Genomic DNA, 18,175 nt, shown 5'->3' on the forward strand with positions numbered 1-18,175 from the left:
TTTACTAGATTTATAGAAAATATTATCTATACTAGAAGAATTATACAATATTTTCCTACCAATATATAGTATATATTTCGTGCGACAAATTTCTCGCTTTTATGTCAAAAAATGTATTATAGTAGTATTTTCAAATAATAAAAATCCGGCCCAATTACTGAGCCGAATCTCTTACGTCTGCTTTTCTTCTAACCTTCGGGCAACCAGTGACAAGGCATAATTCACGATAAAGTACATGAGCGCCATGATGATAAAAATAGGTATCACAAACGATCCTTTTTGTGCATATATAATTTGTCCATTGTGCAATAAATCTGGCAAAGCAATGACGACAGCTAACGATGTATCTTTGAGTAATGAAATAAATTGACTGACGATTGGAGGAACCATTCTTCTCAGCGCCTGTGGAATGATGATATAACGTAATGTCTGGATGTAGGTCAATCCAGACGCCCGTCCTGCCTCAATTTGACCTTTTTCAATCGAATTTAGGCCGCCTCGGATAATCTCTGATAACATTGCGGATTCAAATACCGTCAAAGCGGCAATCGCCGCAGTTGTTACTTCCATTTCAATCCCGATTTCGGGTAAAGCAAAATAAGTAAAGAAAATGATGAGCAGCAAGGGAAGATTCCTAATCGTCTCGACAACCAGGGCCAATAATTTAGAAACAAAGGGAATGCGCGCATATCGGAGCGTGCCAATGAGACCACCAAATAGAAAGCTGAGCACAATCGAAATGGCTGCTACTTTTAAAGTGACCCAAAATCCGTCCAGCAAAAATTTAAAATGGTCCAAGGTATATACTTCAACGAACGGTGCTAGAAAATCCATCTCAGCACCTCCTTAATTACTTCGAGCCATGTGTTTTTCTAAAAATCCTACACCTATACTTAACGGGACTGTCAAAATCAAATAAAATAAGGCAACGAAAACATACGTATCAAAGGTTACATATGTCTTTGCCGAAATTAAATCCCCTTGATACATTAAATCCCCGCCCGCCACGACAGCCAGCAAAGATGAATTTTTCACTAGATTGAGAAATTGATTGCCAAGGGAAGGGATAACAATTTTTATAGCTTGCGGAAGAATCACCATTCTCATCGCCTGACCATAACTTAAACCTGTTGAACGGGCAGCTTCCATTTGCCCTTTTGGAACCGACATAATTCCTGCCCGAATCGCTTCGGCAATGAAAGCCGCAGTATAAATTGAGAGTCCAATCGTTCCAGCAGTCAACCCGCCAAAGTTACCAGCCAAATACGTAAAGAAGATAATCACAAGCACTGGGATATTACGAATAAATTCAACATATGCCGTACCAAGCCAGTTAAGAAATTTGATTGGAGCCATCCGCAGGACTGCAATCAGTGTACCTAAAATGAAACTGGATAATAAAGCGATTAAACTGGAAATAATCGTTATTTTTAATCCTTGCAAAAATGCTTCGATATTATCTGTTAGAATCGCAAAATCCACAATCGATCTCCTCCTCATAAAACAGGATGAGCACGCCCGTCATTTGCCTCCGGACTACTGCTCATCCTGACGAGAAACAAGGTATATGTGATTAATTTTTAATCCATTTATTCTTGATTTCATCGTACTTGCCTGAATCCTTGAGACTTTTCAATGCTTTATTCAATTCATCGACAAGTGCTTTATTGCCTTTTTTCACTGCGATTCCGTAAGGCTCTTCTGTAAATGTTCCACCGACTAGTCCATAAGAAGGATCTTCTTCGGCCATTCCATAAAGAATAGCATCATCCGTTGTCAGGGCATCCCCTTTACCGGCCTTTAACGCGGTAAAAGCTTCCGCATAATTTTCGAATTCAAGGACCGTAGTTTCAGGAGCTTTCTCACGAATATTGATCGTCGAGGTCGACCCTTTCACCGCAAGCACCTTTGTTCCTTTCTTTAAGTCTTTAATGCTCTGGATCTTACTTCCTTTTTTCACCAGCAAGGATTGTCCGGCATCAAAATAGACATCGGTAAAATCCACTTCTTTCTTCCGTTCTTCCGTGATGGTCATGGTAGCGACAACCGCATCGACCTTTCCGTTATTCAGTAGTCCGACCCTAGTTTTCGATGTCACCTCGACGTACTCAGGCTTCACATCCTTGCCAAACATTTCTTCTGCAAGGGCTTTAGATAGATCAATATCAAACCCTTCAACTTCACCTGTTGAAGGATTTTTTAACCCAAACAAACGAGTGTCATGTTTTACACCAAAGACAATTTTTTTCTCCTCTTTAATCTGGGCAAGGACATCCTTGCTGCTACCTTTAGAGTCCTTGTCCCCACCGCAGCCGGCGAGAAACAAAGCAGCCATTGTGGTTACTAACGCCATTTTCATGAAATTTTTTGTTTTGAACATTCCTTTACCTCCAATTAATGATTTAAGATACGGCTGAGAAATAGACGCGCCCGTTCTTCACGCGGATTCGCAAAAAATTCAGCCGGTACTGCTTCTTCTAAAATCCGCCCCTCATCCATAAAGACGATTCGGTCGGCTACCTCCTTGGCAAAGCCCATTTCATGGGTTACAACAACCATCGTCATGCCTTCTTTGGCGAGGGCTTTCATGACGTCCAGAACTTCCCCAATCATTTCAGGATCCAATGCCGAGGTGGGTTCATCGAAAAGCATAATTTCCGGGTTCATGGCAAGTCCGCGGGCGATGGCTACACGCTGCTGCTGACCTCCGGAAAGTTGGGAAGGATAAGCGTTGACCTTATCCAATATCCCTACCTTATTAAGATAATGTCTGGCTGTTTCTGTCGCTTCTTTTTCGGATTGGCCCAGCACTTTCATCGGAGCAAGCGTGATATTTTTAAGCACTGTTTTGTGGGGATATAAATAAAAGTGCTGAAATACCATGCCGATATTTCGCCTTAACTTATTGATATCTGTTTTTTTATCTCCTACGGATATTCCATTCACAGTAAGGGTCCCGGCCGAAATAGTTTCAAGTTGATTAATACAACGGAGCAATGTACTCTTTCCTGAACCGGATGGTCCAATTACGACGACTACTTCCCCTTGATAGATTTTGAGGTTAATATCTTTTAAAACATGAAAATCCCCATAAAACTTATTCACCTGCTTAAATTCAATCATTCTTGACCTCCTCAACTAAAACTAAATAAATATGGCAATTTTCTGGGTTACTTACATGTTATTCAGACCTTGTCCCATTCAAACCGCGACCATTGACTTGTTTTATGGATAGTTATAAAGACGGATATAGTAAAAAAGGTGTCAGGCACCATGTGAAAATTTCACATGATGCCTAACACCTTTACTTTTTAAGACGGTAACCTACATATAGAACTATAAACCACACTGGTGCGACAATTAATGCGACTCGCATTTCTTCTATAAAGAACATTAACACGACAACAACTGCTAAGAAAGCAAGTGCTAGGTAAGATGAAACTGGATATAACGGCATTTTGAATGCTAATTTTTTTACTTCTTCTTGTGTTTTTGATTGTCTGAATTTGATTTGTGTAACCAATATAATGGTCCAACTCGTAATAACCGCCACGGTTGCTACAGAGGAGATATACATAAATACTTTTTCCGGAACAATATAATTTAAAAAAACCGCCACTAGTAAAAATGAGGATGAAAATAAAATTCCACGTCTTGGTGTAGAATGCTTATTTAGCTTTCCGAAATATTTCGGACCATTATTTTGAAGGGATAAATTGTAAAGCATTCTACCTGTACTGAAAAGGCCACTATTAAATGCAGACAATGCTGCAGTTAACACGACAAAATTAATAATATGGGCTGCTCCAGGAATTCCAACTTTATCAAAAATCAATACAAACGGGCTGCCATTCGTACCTACTTCATTCCAAGGATATAAACACATCATGATTCCTAATGAAACAATATAAAAAATTAATATCCTCCAGACCACATTGTTGATGGCTGATGGAATCGATTTTCGAGGGTTTTTAGCTTCCCCTGCTGTTATTCCGACCAGTTCTACTCCTCCAAATGAAAACATTACTAGCACCAATGACATTAATATACCTTTCATACCATTTGGCATAAATCCGCCATGAGCCCAAAGATTGTTAAATCCGATTGGCTGACCATCGTTGCCGATACCTAGGAGGATCATCCCTAATCCAACCACAATCATTCCAATAATAGCCACAACTTTGATCATCGCGAACCAGAATTCAAACTCCCCGAATGCTTTTACACTAGTAAGATTTATCATAGTAACAACTACGAGCGTAGCCAGTGCCGTCACCCATTGCGGAATATCAGGGAACCAGTAGTTTACATAAACACCGACCACTGTAATTTCTGCCATCCCGACGACAACCCACATAAACCAATAGGTCCAACCTGTTAAGTAACCGGCAAATGGCCCTAAATAACGATTCGCATAGGAACTAAATGAACCGGAAACGGGCTCATCTACAGCCATTTCCCCTAATGCCCTCATAATAGTAAAAATAACTAAGCCTCCAATTAAGTAGGAGATTAAAATTGACGGTCCAGCCATCTGAATCGTTGCACTTGAACCATAAAATAAACCAACACCAATGGCCCCACCTAGTGCGATTAACTGGATATGCCTGTTGTCTAGGCCTCGTTGTAATTTTTCACCTTCGTGATTTTTGCCCACACCATGATTCCACCCTTCATAATTATTCTTTTAGAATAACGAAGTTGGATTTCCCTTTCCACATGAAAGAATATTCATATTAATCAAATTTCTTCTTTTGCTTCCATAAAATTACAAAAAATCCACAGTAAAATATTCCTCTAATTCGTAAAATTGGATTGAATATGTCATTTATACAGGAATTATGTCATAATTCTATTTTCCCTGTAATGTTGTTCATCAAACTAAAAAGAAATGTAACAGAGTCGTTCTGTAAATCGTGTACTAGCACATGTTAAAGTAGGAACATACGATTTTACAGGAGGTAGCAACATGAAAAACAATTACATGAAAACTTTAGTTGTAGCTTGTGTAGCTACAATTGCATTTATAGGTATACAAACTAGTACGGCCGAGGCAATTACACAATCTCCAGTGGTAAAAGAGGTAAACCTCATTGAACTTGGGCAACAGAAAGGTTTAAACACTATTAATATAGAACAAGATAATAATCGTCCTGATAATTGGTTGGAGATAGAAAAAAAATTGGAAAATCCTATTCAACCGAAAGCAACAGAAAAAAAAGCATCCAAACCAGATAAAAAAACGCCAAAAAAAGAAAAAGAGAAGCCAGCCGTTACACTTTCTAATAAAGAGAAGGACTTATTTGCCCGACTAGTGAATGCTGAAGCAAAAGGTGAATCCTATGAAGGAAAAGTAGCCGTTGCGACTGTCGTATTAAATCGAGTTGATTCACCTGATTTTCCAGATACAGTTACAGGTGTAATTAATCAAGTCGTCGGGGGTACCTATGCCTTTTCACCAGTTCAAAATGGTGAAATTAATAAGCCCGCATCAGATGAGTCGAAACGAGCAGTAGAAAAAGCACTAACCAGAAAAGACCGTTTAAATAATTCCGTATATTTCTATAACCCAGAAATTGCAGAGGATCAATGGATTCGTACGCGTCCAGTTGTAAAAACGATTGGTGATCATGTTTTTGCAAAATAAAGTTTGAAAGCCGTCGATGACGGCTTTTTTTGCATGTAAAAAATGTATACTTACGGTTGATGCCATTTAAAGGTTTGCTGCTTTAAAGGTATCGCCTCCCTCGATGGTTCCGTTTTTGAATCCTTTATTGAACCAGCGTTTTCTTTGCTCGGAAGTTCCGTGTGTAAAGCTTTCCGGAACCACATATCCCTGTGATTTTTTCTGGATATTATCATCCCCTACCGCACTTGCTGCATTCACTGCCTCTTCAAGGTCGCCATTTTCTAGATAACCCTTCCCCTGCGCGTAGTGGGCCCAAACACCCGCCAAGTAGTCAGCCTGCAATTCAAATCGAACCGAGTACTCATTGGAACGCTTCTGTGCCTGGGAAGCTTGGTCTCCAGTATGCAAAAGAGTCTGGACGTGGTGACCAACTTCATGGGCAATGACGTACGCCATCGCAAAGTCCCCAGGCGCCTGGAATTTTTGTTTCAGTTCCTGATAAAAACTTAAGTCAATGTACAGCTTGTGGTCGCCAGGACAATAAAATGGTCCTACCGCCGAACTAGCTGATCCACAGGCAGACTGGACACTGCCGGTGTACAAAACAAGCTTCGGATTTTCGTATTGCAACCCTTTCTTCTTGAATTCATCTGACCAGACATCCTCTGTATCAGCAAGAACAACAGATACAAAGTCCGCCAATTCCTTCTCCCCGGCAGATTCTTGATAAGGTGGAGGAGCTTGTGAACCCGTATCAGAAGTCTGATTGTTGCCCAAAAGATCTCCTGGGTTCCCTCCAAGCAGTGTAAAGAGAAGAACGATTATAATACTGCCTAACCCGCCTCCTATCACGGTTTTGCCGCCCATGCCCATTCCTCTTCGGTCTTCAACGTTTGAACTTTGCCGTCTTCCTTTCCATTTCATTTTTTTGCCTCCTTTAAAAGCCAATTAACTTTGTTATACCCTCAATTTCGAAGATTAAAATCATATACTTTTTGGAAATTGTTTACTAAAAGCTGTGCGAATACAAAACGGCCCCCGAATTCCGGGAGCCGATTTGTATATCACCTATTGAACATCCAGTTTAACTAGATGGTTGCATATTTTCAGAACTTTCCCACTACATTAGGACTTTTATGTCCTTGAGTTAGGATCAGTTACCAAGATAAAGATTGAGAAACCTTACCATTTCCTTATAGGCAGTTATCTTATTTTTTTGTTTTACGATGGAATGGCCCTCATCTTCGAAGCGAATAAAGTCAACTGTGTGATTTCGTTTCTTTAATTTATCAACTATTTGCTCAGATTCTTTTATGTGGACACGCGGATCGCCCTTCCCGTGAATAACTAATAATGGCGTGGTAATTCGATCAGAATAATTCAATGGATCAATTCTATCAAAAAATTCTCCGTCTCGTTCTATTGTTCCATATTCACTCTCCCTGTGCTTCTTACGCCAAGGACTTGTTGTTTGAAGGAAGGTTCTAAGGCTGGACATTCCCACAATATCAATAGCAGCAGCCCAAAGATGTGGAAAGTGACTGATGGCAGCAAGCACCATAAAACCGCCATAGCTCCCACCCATGATTGCAATCTTTTTAGAATCTATATTCCCATTCACCTTTAGCCACTCCACTAAAAAAATGAGATCCTTAACAGCGTCCATTCTTTTTCGAACATCATCCAAATGTGTATAGCTTTTTCCATATCCTGTACTCCCCCGAATGTTTGGTGTACACACGGCATAACCCTGATTTAGTAAATACTGCTGAATAGGGTTGTATACCGCACGAGCTTGACTCTCGGGCCCGCCATGGATATATATAACAACTGGAGGTTTTTCAATGGAATCTTTCGGCCTGGAAAAAAAGGCTGGAATTTCGAGGTTATCAAAAGAGCGAAAGGAGATAAGTTCCGGCTCCACTAATTTATGTTCCAGTACTGGTGAACGGGATACAAATGTAAGCCTCTCCGCCTGAATAGTCTTTAAGTCAAGTTCCCATATATCCGAGGGATTTGCCGCCCCCTTAAAGACATAGGCTAGTTTTTGGCTATCTGGGGAAAATTTTAAATTTGAAATGACTCCGATTGGAGTTTTCCACGTATAAAGGTAACTTCGATTAATATCTAAAAGTACCCCTTTCGATATTCCTCCCTCATTTATTGAATAAGCTAACAAATTTTTATCATTATTCATTGTTAAATCCTCAAAATCCCAGTTTCCCTGCTCTAGCCATTCGAGATGTTTGGTTTTTATATTTATAAGAGCAAGCCCATAGAATTCTTTGTCTTTATTCGATAATACATATAGATGGTCCCCATCCTTATTAAAATGGGCGTCTCTAAAACTCGCTTCCCCTGTATGTTCTGTTAACCAATTTATAGCCCCTGTTGAAAGTTCGATGATGCCCAAATCATTATCTAAAGGGGAATTTAACCTCTGGATCAAAATGGATGTACCGTCAGGAGACCATTTAACCGCTGAAAATACCCCATCCCCAGCATTCAAAAGACGAATATCCAACGATTCCAGATTTTGAATATGAATATCAAAAAAAGCTGGATTTCGGCGATTACTCGACCAAGCGATCCATTTTCCATCTGGAGAACTTCCGCCAAAACGGTGGATATGGTCTGGTGAGTTTGTTAACTCAATTAGTTTTCCATCTTCCTTAAGTAAGTACAATTGCTGATTTTCATTCCCGCCAACATCCATGCCAATAATCAAATTAGATTTGCCATTTAGATAGCTAATAAAGGTGATTCTTTCTTTTGTAAAGGTGGTTTGGACAGGCCATCCACCATTCCCTTCCCCTAGATTCAATTCCCAAACTTGTGGCAAACCAGTATAGTCAGCGATAAAGCTTATCTTGTGACCAATTGGATCATAGACTGGATTTTGGGCAAAACGAACATGTAAATACGGTTCTATATCAACGGCCGCCATAAACATCCCCCTTTTCAATTAAGCCATTGTATGACGCACTCAGGAAAATATGTAAAAGAATCTTTAAGTAAAATTCATGAATACCTTTATTCATTGCAAGGTTCAATCAACTTTACGTCATTCTATCCAATCAATTATATTTAGAAACAATTCATATTATTCTTAAGCGCTGGACTCAATAACCTTAATAATTAACTGAAAATTCATAAAAATATAAAACAGATTTAACAATCTTTCTTTAATCTAAAGGAGTAATCAACCAGAGGATTTGGAGGCGAGAAAAGAGTGAGAGAAACATTGAATTGGAACGTAATGAAAAAAGCAGTAACTGCTTTAGTTCTTACGACTACCTTAGCTGCGGGCATTGTTATGGCCTCCGGGGAACCGGAGACATCAGGCGTACCCAATAACACCGAGATTACTAAGAACCGTTTCATTCAAGTGCAATTACTCGGCGTAAACGATTTGCACGGACAATTAAACATCACTCGCAAATTTAACCAAAGGGATGTGGGCAGTGTTGAGTATCTAGCTGCCTATTTGAGGCAAAAGAAAGCTGAAAACAAAAATACCCTTTTGGTTCATGCAGGTGACATGGTTGGCGCAAGTGCACCTGTCTCCTCGCTTCTGCAAGACGAACCAACGATTACCGTATTAAACACAATTGGCTTTGACTTAGGAACTCCGGGAAATCATGAATTTGACCAAGGCGTGAAAGAAATGATGCGGTTGATCCATGGCGGGTTCCACTCCAAAACAGGATTTTTTGATGGTGCTCAATTCCCCTATATCTGTGCTAATGTAATTGATATAAAAACACGGAAACCTCTCCTCCCTCCCTATAAAATTATCCGTCTGAATGGCATATCTATCGGATTTATTGGCATTGTATTGAACGAAACACCCACAATGGTTAATTTGAAAGGAATAAAAGGGGTAAAATTCATTGATGAAGTGAAAGCCATTAATAAATCAGTGGCACAACTTAAGAAGCAAGGTGTGAAAGCTATCGTCATATTGGCGCATAATGACGGCAGGCAGTCCACTCCAAATGGTGCTGCTACTGGAGAAATTGTCAAAATGGCCAAAAGGGTAGACGATGAAGTGGACGTGATGTTTGCTGGTCATAGCCATACCTATCTTAATACGGAAGTAGATGGAAAGCTCCTTGTTCAAGCTTATTCCTACGGAACGGCGTTCTCCGCTGTCAACTTGGAGATTGATCCAGTAACGAAAGATATCGTGAACAAAAAGGCGGAAATTGTCATTACCTATCAGGACGCTATCAAACCGGATAAGGAAATCAAGGATATGGTGGAAATGTACGAAGCTGAAGTTGCTTCCTATGTTAAGGAAGTCGTCGGAACGGCTGCAAACGACATTTCCAGCAATCGAAACGAAAACGGTGAATCAGCTTTAGGCAATCTGATTGCCGATTCGCAGAGAAAAGTAATGAATTCTGATTTCTCTTTTATGAACCCAGGTGGAATTCGGGCAGACCTTCATAAAGGAGAAGTAACCATTGAGGATTTGTTAACCATTCAACCGTTTAAACGCAAACTCGTTAAAATGACGTTGACCGGCGGCCAAATCCGCAGCCTTTTAAATCAACAATGGCAGCCGGGCAAAGTGCGGATGCTGCAAGTTTCCGGTTTAAAATACACTTGGGACGGAACAAAACCTGCGGGAAGTAAAGTGTACGGTGTTTTTTCTACAGACGGGACCGCGATTGATCCAAAAGCAAGATACACTGTTACGGTAAACGACTACTTGGCGGACGGCGGGGACAATTTCACTGTCTTACTTAAAGGGACAAAAAGAGTAATAGGTCCAGTTGACATAGATGTATTTAAAACTTACGTGAAACAACTTAAGCAACCGTTTACCTCCTCGAGCGAAGGCCGAATAAAAAAAATTCATTAGCCAAGCAATATGAATTAACATATAGAAATTTTCTATCTTCTGAAGCAAAAATAACGCACAAATTCTAATGCAAAGAAAATTGAACGAGACGGCTGCTGCCGTCTCGTTTACCTTTTTGCTATTCAGAAATCAGCTAGATTTAATTGGTTTTTTCCTTTATTGTTTCATTCCTAATTATTAAAAAAGGTAGATCGGGGTCCCGTTTAATAAACCCTGCCTAACTATGCAAACTACCTTTTAACCATGGACGTTGTCTATAGGGACCAATTGGAACTTGGATTAGACTGGTTTTTCCTTGAGAATCCATCTTGTAAATCTGATCACTCAAGTTTGCATCAAATCCGAGGAGTGGGTGCCCCCCCATTCCGAGAGCTGACGCCGCTAACAGTAATCGTTGCACGAGCATGCCTGCTTCCATTTGTTGGATTCGATATCCTCGGTATCCCAGTGCTTTTCTGAATGTTTCCCTGTCTCCTGCCACATGCAGGCAAAGCGGTACTTGAATCAAATTTACATTATCTAGCGACATTCCAGATTGCAGCTGGAGTCGATAATCTCCAAGATTTACCTTTCGCAGCTCATGAGTAGTGCTGTCATAATAATAGGCTCCATTTGGAATACCTTCAACATTATATAAACATCCATATATTGAAACACGAGGCTCGTTCTTCCGATATGTTCTATCCAAATCATTCCGATACGAGAAGGATGCGGTCGCTTCCTGCATAAGTGTGGCCAGTTGAATTTGACTCACCTTTCCCAAAACAAAATCCATATCCAGTGAAAATCTCTTTCGACAGGCTGACGCCAGATCATAAGATAACCGGTTCACTTGAGGCAGAGGTTCCCCTTGACCGTCAAAATTCAAACTCTCCGTCGCCTCAATGAACCGAAACGATTGCGTTGTATCCAGCAAGGACGCTTCATTCAATTTGGTCAACATCGGATACTCTTTGACCCTTTTTGATCGGACATAATGATGGGGCTGAATCGCTGGTAGCTCTCGGCACAATTCTGAGGCAGTGATGTCTATTTTACTTCCGTTAGTAGACCAAATGGTTGGTTCTACGGAAAGCGGAATAACTGCATACACACTCTCTTCATGTTCAGAAAGCCCCACAAGATGGTTCAAGGCCCGATCAAGAAACTGGAAGTAAACCCCCGTTGCAAAGCCAAAACGTTTCGCTACTTCCAACAACTGTCCAATCACCACGCCCGCATCCAACCCTTGCAGACGGTAAGAAAAGTTATTGTATTTATAGAAATTTTTCCAAAACAGGGTCGACACAAACACAGAACCAAAACAAGCAGACACATCACAACGATTCCCAAGTGCACGGGCTAGATATGAATCAAAATTTCCTTCTCGTAACAATACCAAGCGGTGATGAGCTACATCATAATGGTACACCCCAACAGGCAAATCCTCTATCTTAAGATAAATATATAATTCGTTTGGATATAATGCCCCGCCGGAAGGTGCGAACCGCCGAAACGACTGTACTCGGTTCGCTGTTTTAGCTGTGGGATCCAAGGGAAAGACTGACTGGCTAACTTGCGTAAGACCATATACATACCAGAGAAAATGACCAATTTTGCGAAGATCAGGCTTTGTGGGTGGTTCTTGTTCCTCTAGTGTCAGCGGTACTTCAAGAGAAAATGGTACTTCTGGCAAGCCGTTGTAAAGCTTATAAGGAAGTGGCGCATCTTCCCAATCCACTTCCCAATTGGGTACGCTTGCCTTATCAATATCAAAATGTAGATTGAGCAAAAACTCCTCTAGACTCATCCTCCTTGCCTCCTAGTCCCCGCTTATGGAAACGGATGCGGATGTGGGTTTAGTTGGTCAAGTGTCAACGGTTGTTTTGAATATCCGAGTTCCATCGGTACCCGGAGCACCCGCCCTAGCCCAGTAACGCGGGTAAGATGTTGGCCGAATGTCATTGGCAGCATCCCCGGAATCAACACCTTCACGCAAAAAAGCCCATTCCGCTTCAATTCTGGTGCTGTCTGGTCGACCACAATCACATCAAGATTTATTTGGCGAAAAACTTCAAGAATTTCCTGTAAATCATCAGTAAGGTCTGAATGCCTCGACTTCCAGTTAAATTCCTCTGCAAATGTTCGCAATGGACGATTATCTTCAAGTAAAAAGTTCAAGCGCTCTTCCGCTTGCGGCAACCCGTACAGCATGCCATGATCATCCATCTGTTGGACCAGAGATGAATCTTGCAGCATACGGCTATACTCTTCCTGGTTTGACTCCAATTTCTCATCTAGGGTCAGCATCATGCCAGCTAACTCATGGACCGCACTTTTAACCGCCTTTACCGGGTCAAGATGTGCGCCAGCAGCACAGATAAGATTCACTCCCTTTTCTTTCCTGTTTTTTGCAATCGCACAAATACTCGGAATTCCGTGCTCCATCGTCGAATTATACAAATACAAATCATATCCTGCCACTGCCCGCATACGTTCGATCATCAACTGCAATTCTTGGTCGTCAGCAGAAGATGGGTCAAGTCGCGGAAGTTTCAGCTGGGCGTACCAAGTCATCAGAAATGAATCCCGCTCCACCACTTCCATAATTCCGTAGAAAATAGCCTCCTCCAAACTACCCCCTAACGCGCATCCGTTGGAAGTTTCATAGACAAATCCACGCTGCCCGCCACCCAAGCTGTAATAGGCAAGCAGCTCAGGCACAAGTATCGGACGCTCTTCCAAAAACGAATGCCCCCATACCCAATTCATTGGTTTCTCAGGATTAAACGGTTGAAAAGGAAAGCCATGCTGCTCATACTGTTCCTTTGCATGTACACCTACTTTAATCGGATTGAGTGCCTTATCTTGCAAATTGCTGAAACTATCAAAGACAACTGTACGTTTCCCGCGTGGCTCTAGACCACAGTACCGTTCCAGTCCTTCTAAAATAGCAGTCAACTCACTTACCTCATATGAATTTGTCCTACCTGCTGTTCCCTCATCCCCCTCAAACAAAGGCAGATTTACACTGACATCGGCAAAGGGTTGGACTAAATAAACCATTTTACCATTCAAAAGGCCAGTTCGCTGATCTAAATAGTCTTTTGTTAAAACTTTATTTAGATCTTCCAACGAACGACAGCGATAACTGTCGGGGCTGACCTTAGGACTTGGCTGCAATGAGATTCGAGCAGTTTTTTCCGAATCATCGGGTAATTGACTGCAAACTGGGCACAACGGGTCAGGGAGAAAGGGATGCCAAGAACTCGATAATGTTTTCAAATTGATTAAACATACCTGGCCGTCCGAAAGAGCATGATTACCCTGTAAGATTCGTTTAACCTCCGCCCTGAGTAAATATGCAAGTTGCGAGAGTCCCGTGTTCGATACAAATCCTTCCGGCTGCATGCTTCTGTACTCCCTCAGCCTTTGCTGAATCCCCCACATCTCTTTTCGGTCACGTCCAGCCATGAGACGTCTCATATCCGCGCACTGAGAACACCCCGGGGTCCCTGGTCGAACTAGCGGCCCCACCACACCCTCTCCAAATGATAGGAAGCCTCGCAGCCAAGGCGTCCCTGTTCGTCGAAATATCTCTTCTGCCTTTTGATGAACAGAAGGATTCCAGGCTTCCTGAAGAACCAGAGCCAAATCAGGTTTTCTCGGAATAACCGCCTCGAATTCGGTCTGGCGAACTACATGGTAATCGGCGAAAAGTTCTTCGCACACACTGTCTGCCACCACCCCTTCTCCTATAACCAAAACGACAGCAGCGCTCACCCAAATTCCTCCTCTCGAAGCAACACTCCGAACACCCCAGCCAAACCTTCTTTTAAAAATGGTTCAATTTCTTGTTCAAACACCGAAAGCTGCTTATGATTCTGCTTCAAGACATCCATAGCGGCCTGCAAGTCCTCGGATTGTATCCTCTCTTCACAAGCAGGGATGACAATGCTTTGTGACACCTTTTCTTCCAGACACACGGTCGATTCATCAAATACTTGCGCTGTATTGCTGACTTCCGGGTTTTGTACTTTGCTAAGAGCTTGTTGTAACGCCTTTCGTAACGCCAATGTTATATTCAAATCTACGCTGCGATACCATCCGTCTTTCGTATTGACACATACCACAGGGAAACCGGACACTTCCTCTCCTAACCCGATATGTGGTGCTCCCTGTAACGTAGTCAGCGATTGCAAATAAAACCGGCAACGTTCATCTTCAACAGCTCTTAAATGCACCCCTGAGACTGATATCTTCTGATTACGCTGTTGAATGTTCATTTCTTCCTCCAAACACTTTTGCAACCCACGGCAAACACCTTCAGCAAACGTTTCCCCAGCACCAACTCCTACAAATTCCTCCAATTCTTGTATTCTAACCTCTTCTTTCTGATATGGATGTAGATTTGTAACCCACAAATCTATCATACGTGAAGCATATGCTTCAATCCCAGCCAGACCAGCTTCCCTTCGTGCCTCTTCATGTGTTAGACCTGAACAGACTATGTCACGTAACAGCTCGGCCGGTCCCTCCGACAACGGGTCGACTGCCTGAACACGACACTGTGCTAACGGTAGCTGCTTTAATTCCTCCTCGCCCCAGATATGGAAAATCCCTGACTCCTTTGATGTCAACTGGTAGAAGTAAAGAAGCAATTCACTCTGCTCACGAGTGCTTAATCCCTGTCCAAGCCGGCTTTCGAAATCTTCAACCCATTTAGTCGATATTCGCCCCGTCACAAGAGGATGCGGCATAAACGAATGCCAGTTTCCTTCTAATGTATCTAGACCCAGCAAGAAGAATTGATTCTTCTGTTCTGATTCGGATACTCCTGTCACCTCTTTAAACAATTCAAATACAATCACATTGGCCAACATTGCTCCAGCTGTCGAAGAGTATGCAGATAATTGTTGATCTTTGAATAGCACAGATTGATGCAAGCGGCGCCAGGCAGACTCCCAGCATGCCTCAGAGTCTGGTTTTACTAACGGACCTGCAATACCCACCTGTTGTATGCAAATAGCAGGGAGTAAAATCTTCTTTTCTTCCCTACAAACCGTATGAAGAAGTCGCAGTTCCTCTAGATTACCCTCCTGTGACACATACAAAATCGAATCAAACGGCTGCACACTCTCTCGCCAAAAGCTTACCCTATCTTCCTTTAATTTGACCTCTTCTACCTCCACCTCAGGGTCTGATTTACGGGCATGTTCCACTAGTTCCAGCAACCGCCGTCTATTAGTCGGTACCGTGTCGGTGATTAGCAGTTTGAACTTGGGCAATCCGGATTCAATCAACGAAGAAACCAACGAAACCAAAAAAGGACCAGAGCCAACTGCCAACACTTTGGTCTGACGATAGGTTTGAAAACGGTACGCCCCCGAATTAACAAAACTGTCCACAAATTCTATTTGTGAAGCATGCTTTTTAAGAACATGATCCTCCAATTGGTGCGGATGATCTTGACTTACATCGCGGACAAACCCATTTCGATACAGCACTTCTGCAATTTCATACACCCGATCACGGTATGGGCCTGGTAAACCTTCTGTTAAATTACCCAACGTATACTCCCCGTTGAACATGGGAATCAGCTTTTCAACCCACTGCTCGATCGTACTGCCTTCCATACGAAATGAGCTTATATTGTTCCGAAAATACACACCTCTGTTTGAATCGGGGAGAAAAAACGTATCCCTTTTCACTTTCAGACGCATAGAAGGGTTCAAACTAGTCATTTCGCTCCTCCTTAGCCTTAACTTTTCTCCATACTTTATCATCACTATAATTCTATGTACCTTAATTTGTCCCTTATGTCTAAACTAATAGAGAAGGACCTTTTTAAAGCCCTTCTCATTAACCAACCAGTTTTACTTTAGAAAAAGAGAGCGATTAACCGTGGCAACGACCTCCGCCGCAGCGATGCCCGCCGCCACAATTAGAGCAATGTGAGCAATGTGAACAATTAAAGCAACTAGAGCACCGGAAACAACTAGAGCAGCTAAAGCAGTTAAAACAGCTAGAGCAACTAAAACAACTAAAACAACTAAAACAACTAAAACAGCGGAAAAAACCACCTACACCACCTACACCACCTATACCACCAATTCCGCCCAAACCACCAATTCGAGACTGATCAAGATAATATTGGTTTGGGTCAAAAGGAACGGCTTGGCTCGCTTGAAAGTCTCCAACATTCAACATTTGAAGTTCATTTTGTAAGGGATTCATTTTCATACCTCCATCTATTTAAAATCAATAATTTGTGTCAGTACATGAAACTTCAAGTACTCTCCTTCTCAAAATATGGCCGTTGGGTGGGTATTGCTACTGATTCAAGAGCCTATTTTAATTGGGACATTCAACCTCCTTAGCCTAAAATATCGATTAAACTAAAGGATGATATGGTATTCAAAAGGAATCGACAAATCCGTTGTCAGGAGGACTACCACACAAAAGTCCCATATTGAATCAAACCGAACATTTTTTCTGAGGTAGTTTCATACATAAGAAAAGAGCATGTTTTAGAACTTATACAAAAGCTCATCTAGGGAGGAAAATTATGATTCAACAAACTGTGACAATCAACAGAAACGCAGGTTTATATGCTCAGCCGGTCAATCAATTAGTACAACGTGCTTCTCTATTTAATGCGGATATCTTTCTAACGTACAAGGGACGAAAGGTGAATGTAAAATCAGTCCTCGGCGTGTTATCTTTAGCGATCCCTAAACAAGCAGAAATTATCTTAGAAGTTTCCGGGGAAGATGAAATGGAAGCACTTCGAGAGGTCATTGACACGTTAGAAATGCTAGATTAGTAATAATTTTTTTTAAAGGCCGAGGCTGGAACTTTAGATTCCAGCCTCTTTCAACAGACTATTTAAATGTTAAAGACTTGTTTACATATCCTCGGTCACGATGATATAAAATAAGTGCAATTACTAAGATCCCCGAGGCGATCCAGATTGATGTGTTCCCAATGTAAGTGGTGGAAAATGTCCCAGTCAAGGCGCCCAGAAAAAAAGAAAGAATAATTACAAAAAATTCTTTGAACTGTTTTTTAGCCTCAATATCATTTTCTTTCAAGGCTAAATACGCCGCTTGTGTAGCCGTCCGAAGATTGCCAGTTGTCATTGTTGAATTGTAGGCCCACTTGTCGAGTTTGTTGAAAGTGGAAATTTGTAAAGACGATACAAATGCAATACATACGGTTACCACGATGTTAGGTACACTGCTTGGTAATAGGCCAACTGTTATTAAAACTAGGCATTCCAAGATAAGAATAGATCTTCGGTAGCTGTGTAAGACTTGTCTTACCCGAGGAATTTTGACGACTTCTGATACCAAAACACCTAAGATAAATGCTAGAATGGGTGGGATGTAAAGCAACGCGCCATGCCATTCCTGATTGGCTGCTTTTACAGCGAGGAGGACCAAATTTCCTGTTTGGGCATTGGCAAAAACTCCGTCCCTGCTAATAAACGTGTATGCGTCTAAAAAACCTCCAACCACCGCTAACAACATGCCTAAATAAAATGAGTTGGACGATAACGAAGGGATTTTATCTTTCATTTGTCGAATGTTCTCCTTGTTCTGATTTGTTGCTTGAATAGTATCTCCTAAATCCTGATTTTCTTAAAATATCATGGATCTAGATGAAAAAGTTACCCCAATTTTGACAATAAACGA

At 41.6% G+C, this 18,175-nt stretch carries 15 protein-coding genes; 3 read left to right on the forward strand and 12 right to left on the reverse strand.

The features are described 5' to 3' along the window. Positions 1-171: 171 nt before the first annotated feature. The 5 genes from QNH17_RS18535 to QNH17_RS18555 all read right to left on the reverse strand — a co-directional run bounded on the left by QNH17_RS18535 (position 172) and on the right by QNH17_RS18555 (position 4,657). Entirely contained in the window at positions 172-834 is a 663-nt protein-coding gene (locus QNH17_RS18535) for an amino acid ABC transporter permease (RefSeq protein ID WP_283874223.1), read from the reverse strand. A gap of 12 nt (positions 835-846) precedes the next feature. After that, the gene (locus QNH17_RS18540; RefSeq protein WP_283879538.1) at positions 847-1,485 is read right to left on the reverse strand and encodes an amino acid ABC transporter permease; all 639 of its coding nucleotides are present in this window, start codon (positions 1,483-1,485) and stop codon (positions 847-849) included. Between the two features lie 88 nt (positions 1,486-1,573). Beyond that, positions 1,574-2,380 (reverse strand): transporter substrate-binding domain-containing protein, encoded by an 807-nt coding sequence (locus QNH17_RS18545; protein WP_283874224.1) that lies wholly within the window; start codon positions 2,378-2,380, stop codon positions 1,574-1,576. A 14-nt stretch (positions 2,381-2,394) separates the two neighbouring features. After that, entirely contained in the window at positions 2,395-3,123 is a 729-nt protein-coding gene (locus QNH17_RS18550; RefSeq protein WP_283874226.1) for an amino acid ABC transporter ATP-binding protein, read from the reverse strand. Positions 3,124-3,304: 181 nt separating this feature from the next. Continuing rightward, on the reverse strand, positions 3,305-4,657 hold the full coding sequence (locus QNH17_RS18555; RefSeq protein WP_283874228.1) for an amino acid permease: 1,353 nt from the start codon (positions 4,655-4,657) through the stop codon (positions 3,305-3,307). Positions 4,658-4,969: 312 nt separating this feature from the next. Here QNH17_RS18555 and QNH17_RS18560 point away from each other — a divergent pair, with 312 nt between their 5' ends. Then, positions 4,970-5,647, forward strand: coding sequence for a cell wall hydrolase (locus QNH17_RS18560; RefSeq protein ID WP_283874230.1), 678 nt, complete (start codon positions 4,970-4,972; stop codon positions 5,645-5,647). A 66-nt stretch (positions 5,648-5,713) separates the two neighbouring features. Here QNH17_RS18560 and ypfJ read toward each other — a convergent pair whose 3' ends face one another. Together ypfJ and QNH17_RS18570 are read right to left on the reverse strand one after the other, a co-directional pair. Then, positions 5,714-6,553, reverse strand: a complete 840-nt coding sequence (gene ypfJ, locus QNH17_RS18565) for a KPN_02809 family neutral zinc metallopeptidase (protein ID WP_283874231.1) — start codon at positions 6,551-6,553, stop codon at positions 5,714-5,716. A gap of 229 nt (positions 6,554-6,782) precedes the next feature. Next, complete coding sequence (locus QNH17_RS18570; protein ID WP_283874233.1) at positions 6,783-8,576, reverse strand: S9 family peptidase; 1,794 nt, start codon at positions 8,574-8,576, stop codon at positions 6,783-6,785. Positions 8,577-8,861: 285 nt separating this feature from the next. On the opposite strand from QNH17_RS18570, the gene QNH17_RS18575 reads away from it, so the two are divergent. After that, positions 8,862-10,499 carry a bifunctional metallophosphatase/5'-nucleotidase gene (locus tag QNH17_RS18575; protein WP_481858532.1) on the forward strand — a complete coding sequence of 546 codons (1,638 nt, stop codon included), beginning with the start codon at positions 8,862-8,864 and terminating at the stop codon, positions 10,497-10,499. Between the two features lie 217 nt (positions 10,500-10,716). On the opposite strand, the gene QNH17_RS18580 is transcribed toward QNH17_RS18575, so the two are convergent. From QNH17_RS18580 to QNH17_RS30060, 4 genes are all read right to left on the reverse strand, one after another. Continuing rightward, entirely contained in the window at positions 10,717-12,288 is a 1,572-nt protein-coding gene (locus QNH17_RS18580; RefSeq protein WP_283874235.1) for a SagB family peptide dehydrogenase, read from the reverse strand. 23 nt (positions 12,289-12,311) lie between these two features. Next, entirely contained in the window at positions 12,312-14,261 is a 1,950-nt protein-coding gene (locus QNH17_RS18585) for a TOMM precursor leader peptide-binding protein (protein WP_283874238.1), read from the reverse strand. Further along, on the reverse strand, positions 14,258-16,222 hold the full coding sequence (locus QNH17_RS18590; RefSeq protein ID WP_283874241.1) for a putative thiazole-containing bacteriocin maturation protein: 1,965 nt from the start codon (positions 16,220-16,222) through the stop codon (positions 14,258-14,260). Before QNH17_RS18590 ends, QNH17_RS18585 begins: the two co-directional genes overlap by 4 nt. A 132-nt stretch (positions 16,223-16,354) precedes the next feature. Further along, positions 16,355-16,561 (reverse strand): hypothetical protein, encoded by a 207-nt coding sequence (locus tag QNH17_RS30060; RefSeq protein ID WP_481858533.1) that lies wholly within the window; start codon positions 16,559-16,561, stop codon positions 16,355-16,357. 485 nt (positions 16,562-17,046) lie between these two features. Here QNH17_RS30060 and QNH17_RS18600 point away from each other — a divergent pair, with 485 nt between their 5' ends. Then, positions 17,047-17,304, forward strand: coding sequence for an HPr family phosphocarrier protein (locus QNH17_RS18600; RefSeq protein WP_283874244.1), 258 nt, complete (start codon positions 17,047-17,049; stop codon positions 17,302-17,304). A gap of 58 nt (positions 17,305-17,362) precedes the next feature. Here the strand turns inward: QNH17_RS18600 and QNH17_RS18605 are convergent, their stop codons facing one another. Continuing rightward, positions 17,363-18,058 carry a YoaK family protein gene (locus QNH17_RS18605; RefSeq protein WP_283874245.1) on the reverse strand — a complete coding sequence of 232 codons (696 nt, stop codon included), beginning with the start codon at positions 18,056-18,058 and terminating at the stop codon, positions 17,363-17,365. Positions 18,059-18,175 lie beyond the last annotated feature (117 nt).

Origin of the sequence: Neobacillus sp. SuZ13 (genome assembly GCF_030123365.1) — a bacterium.
Lineage (GTDB): Bacteria > Bacillota > Bacilli > Bacillales > Cytobacillaceae > Neobacillus.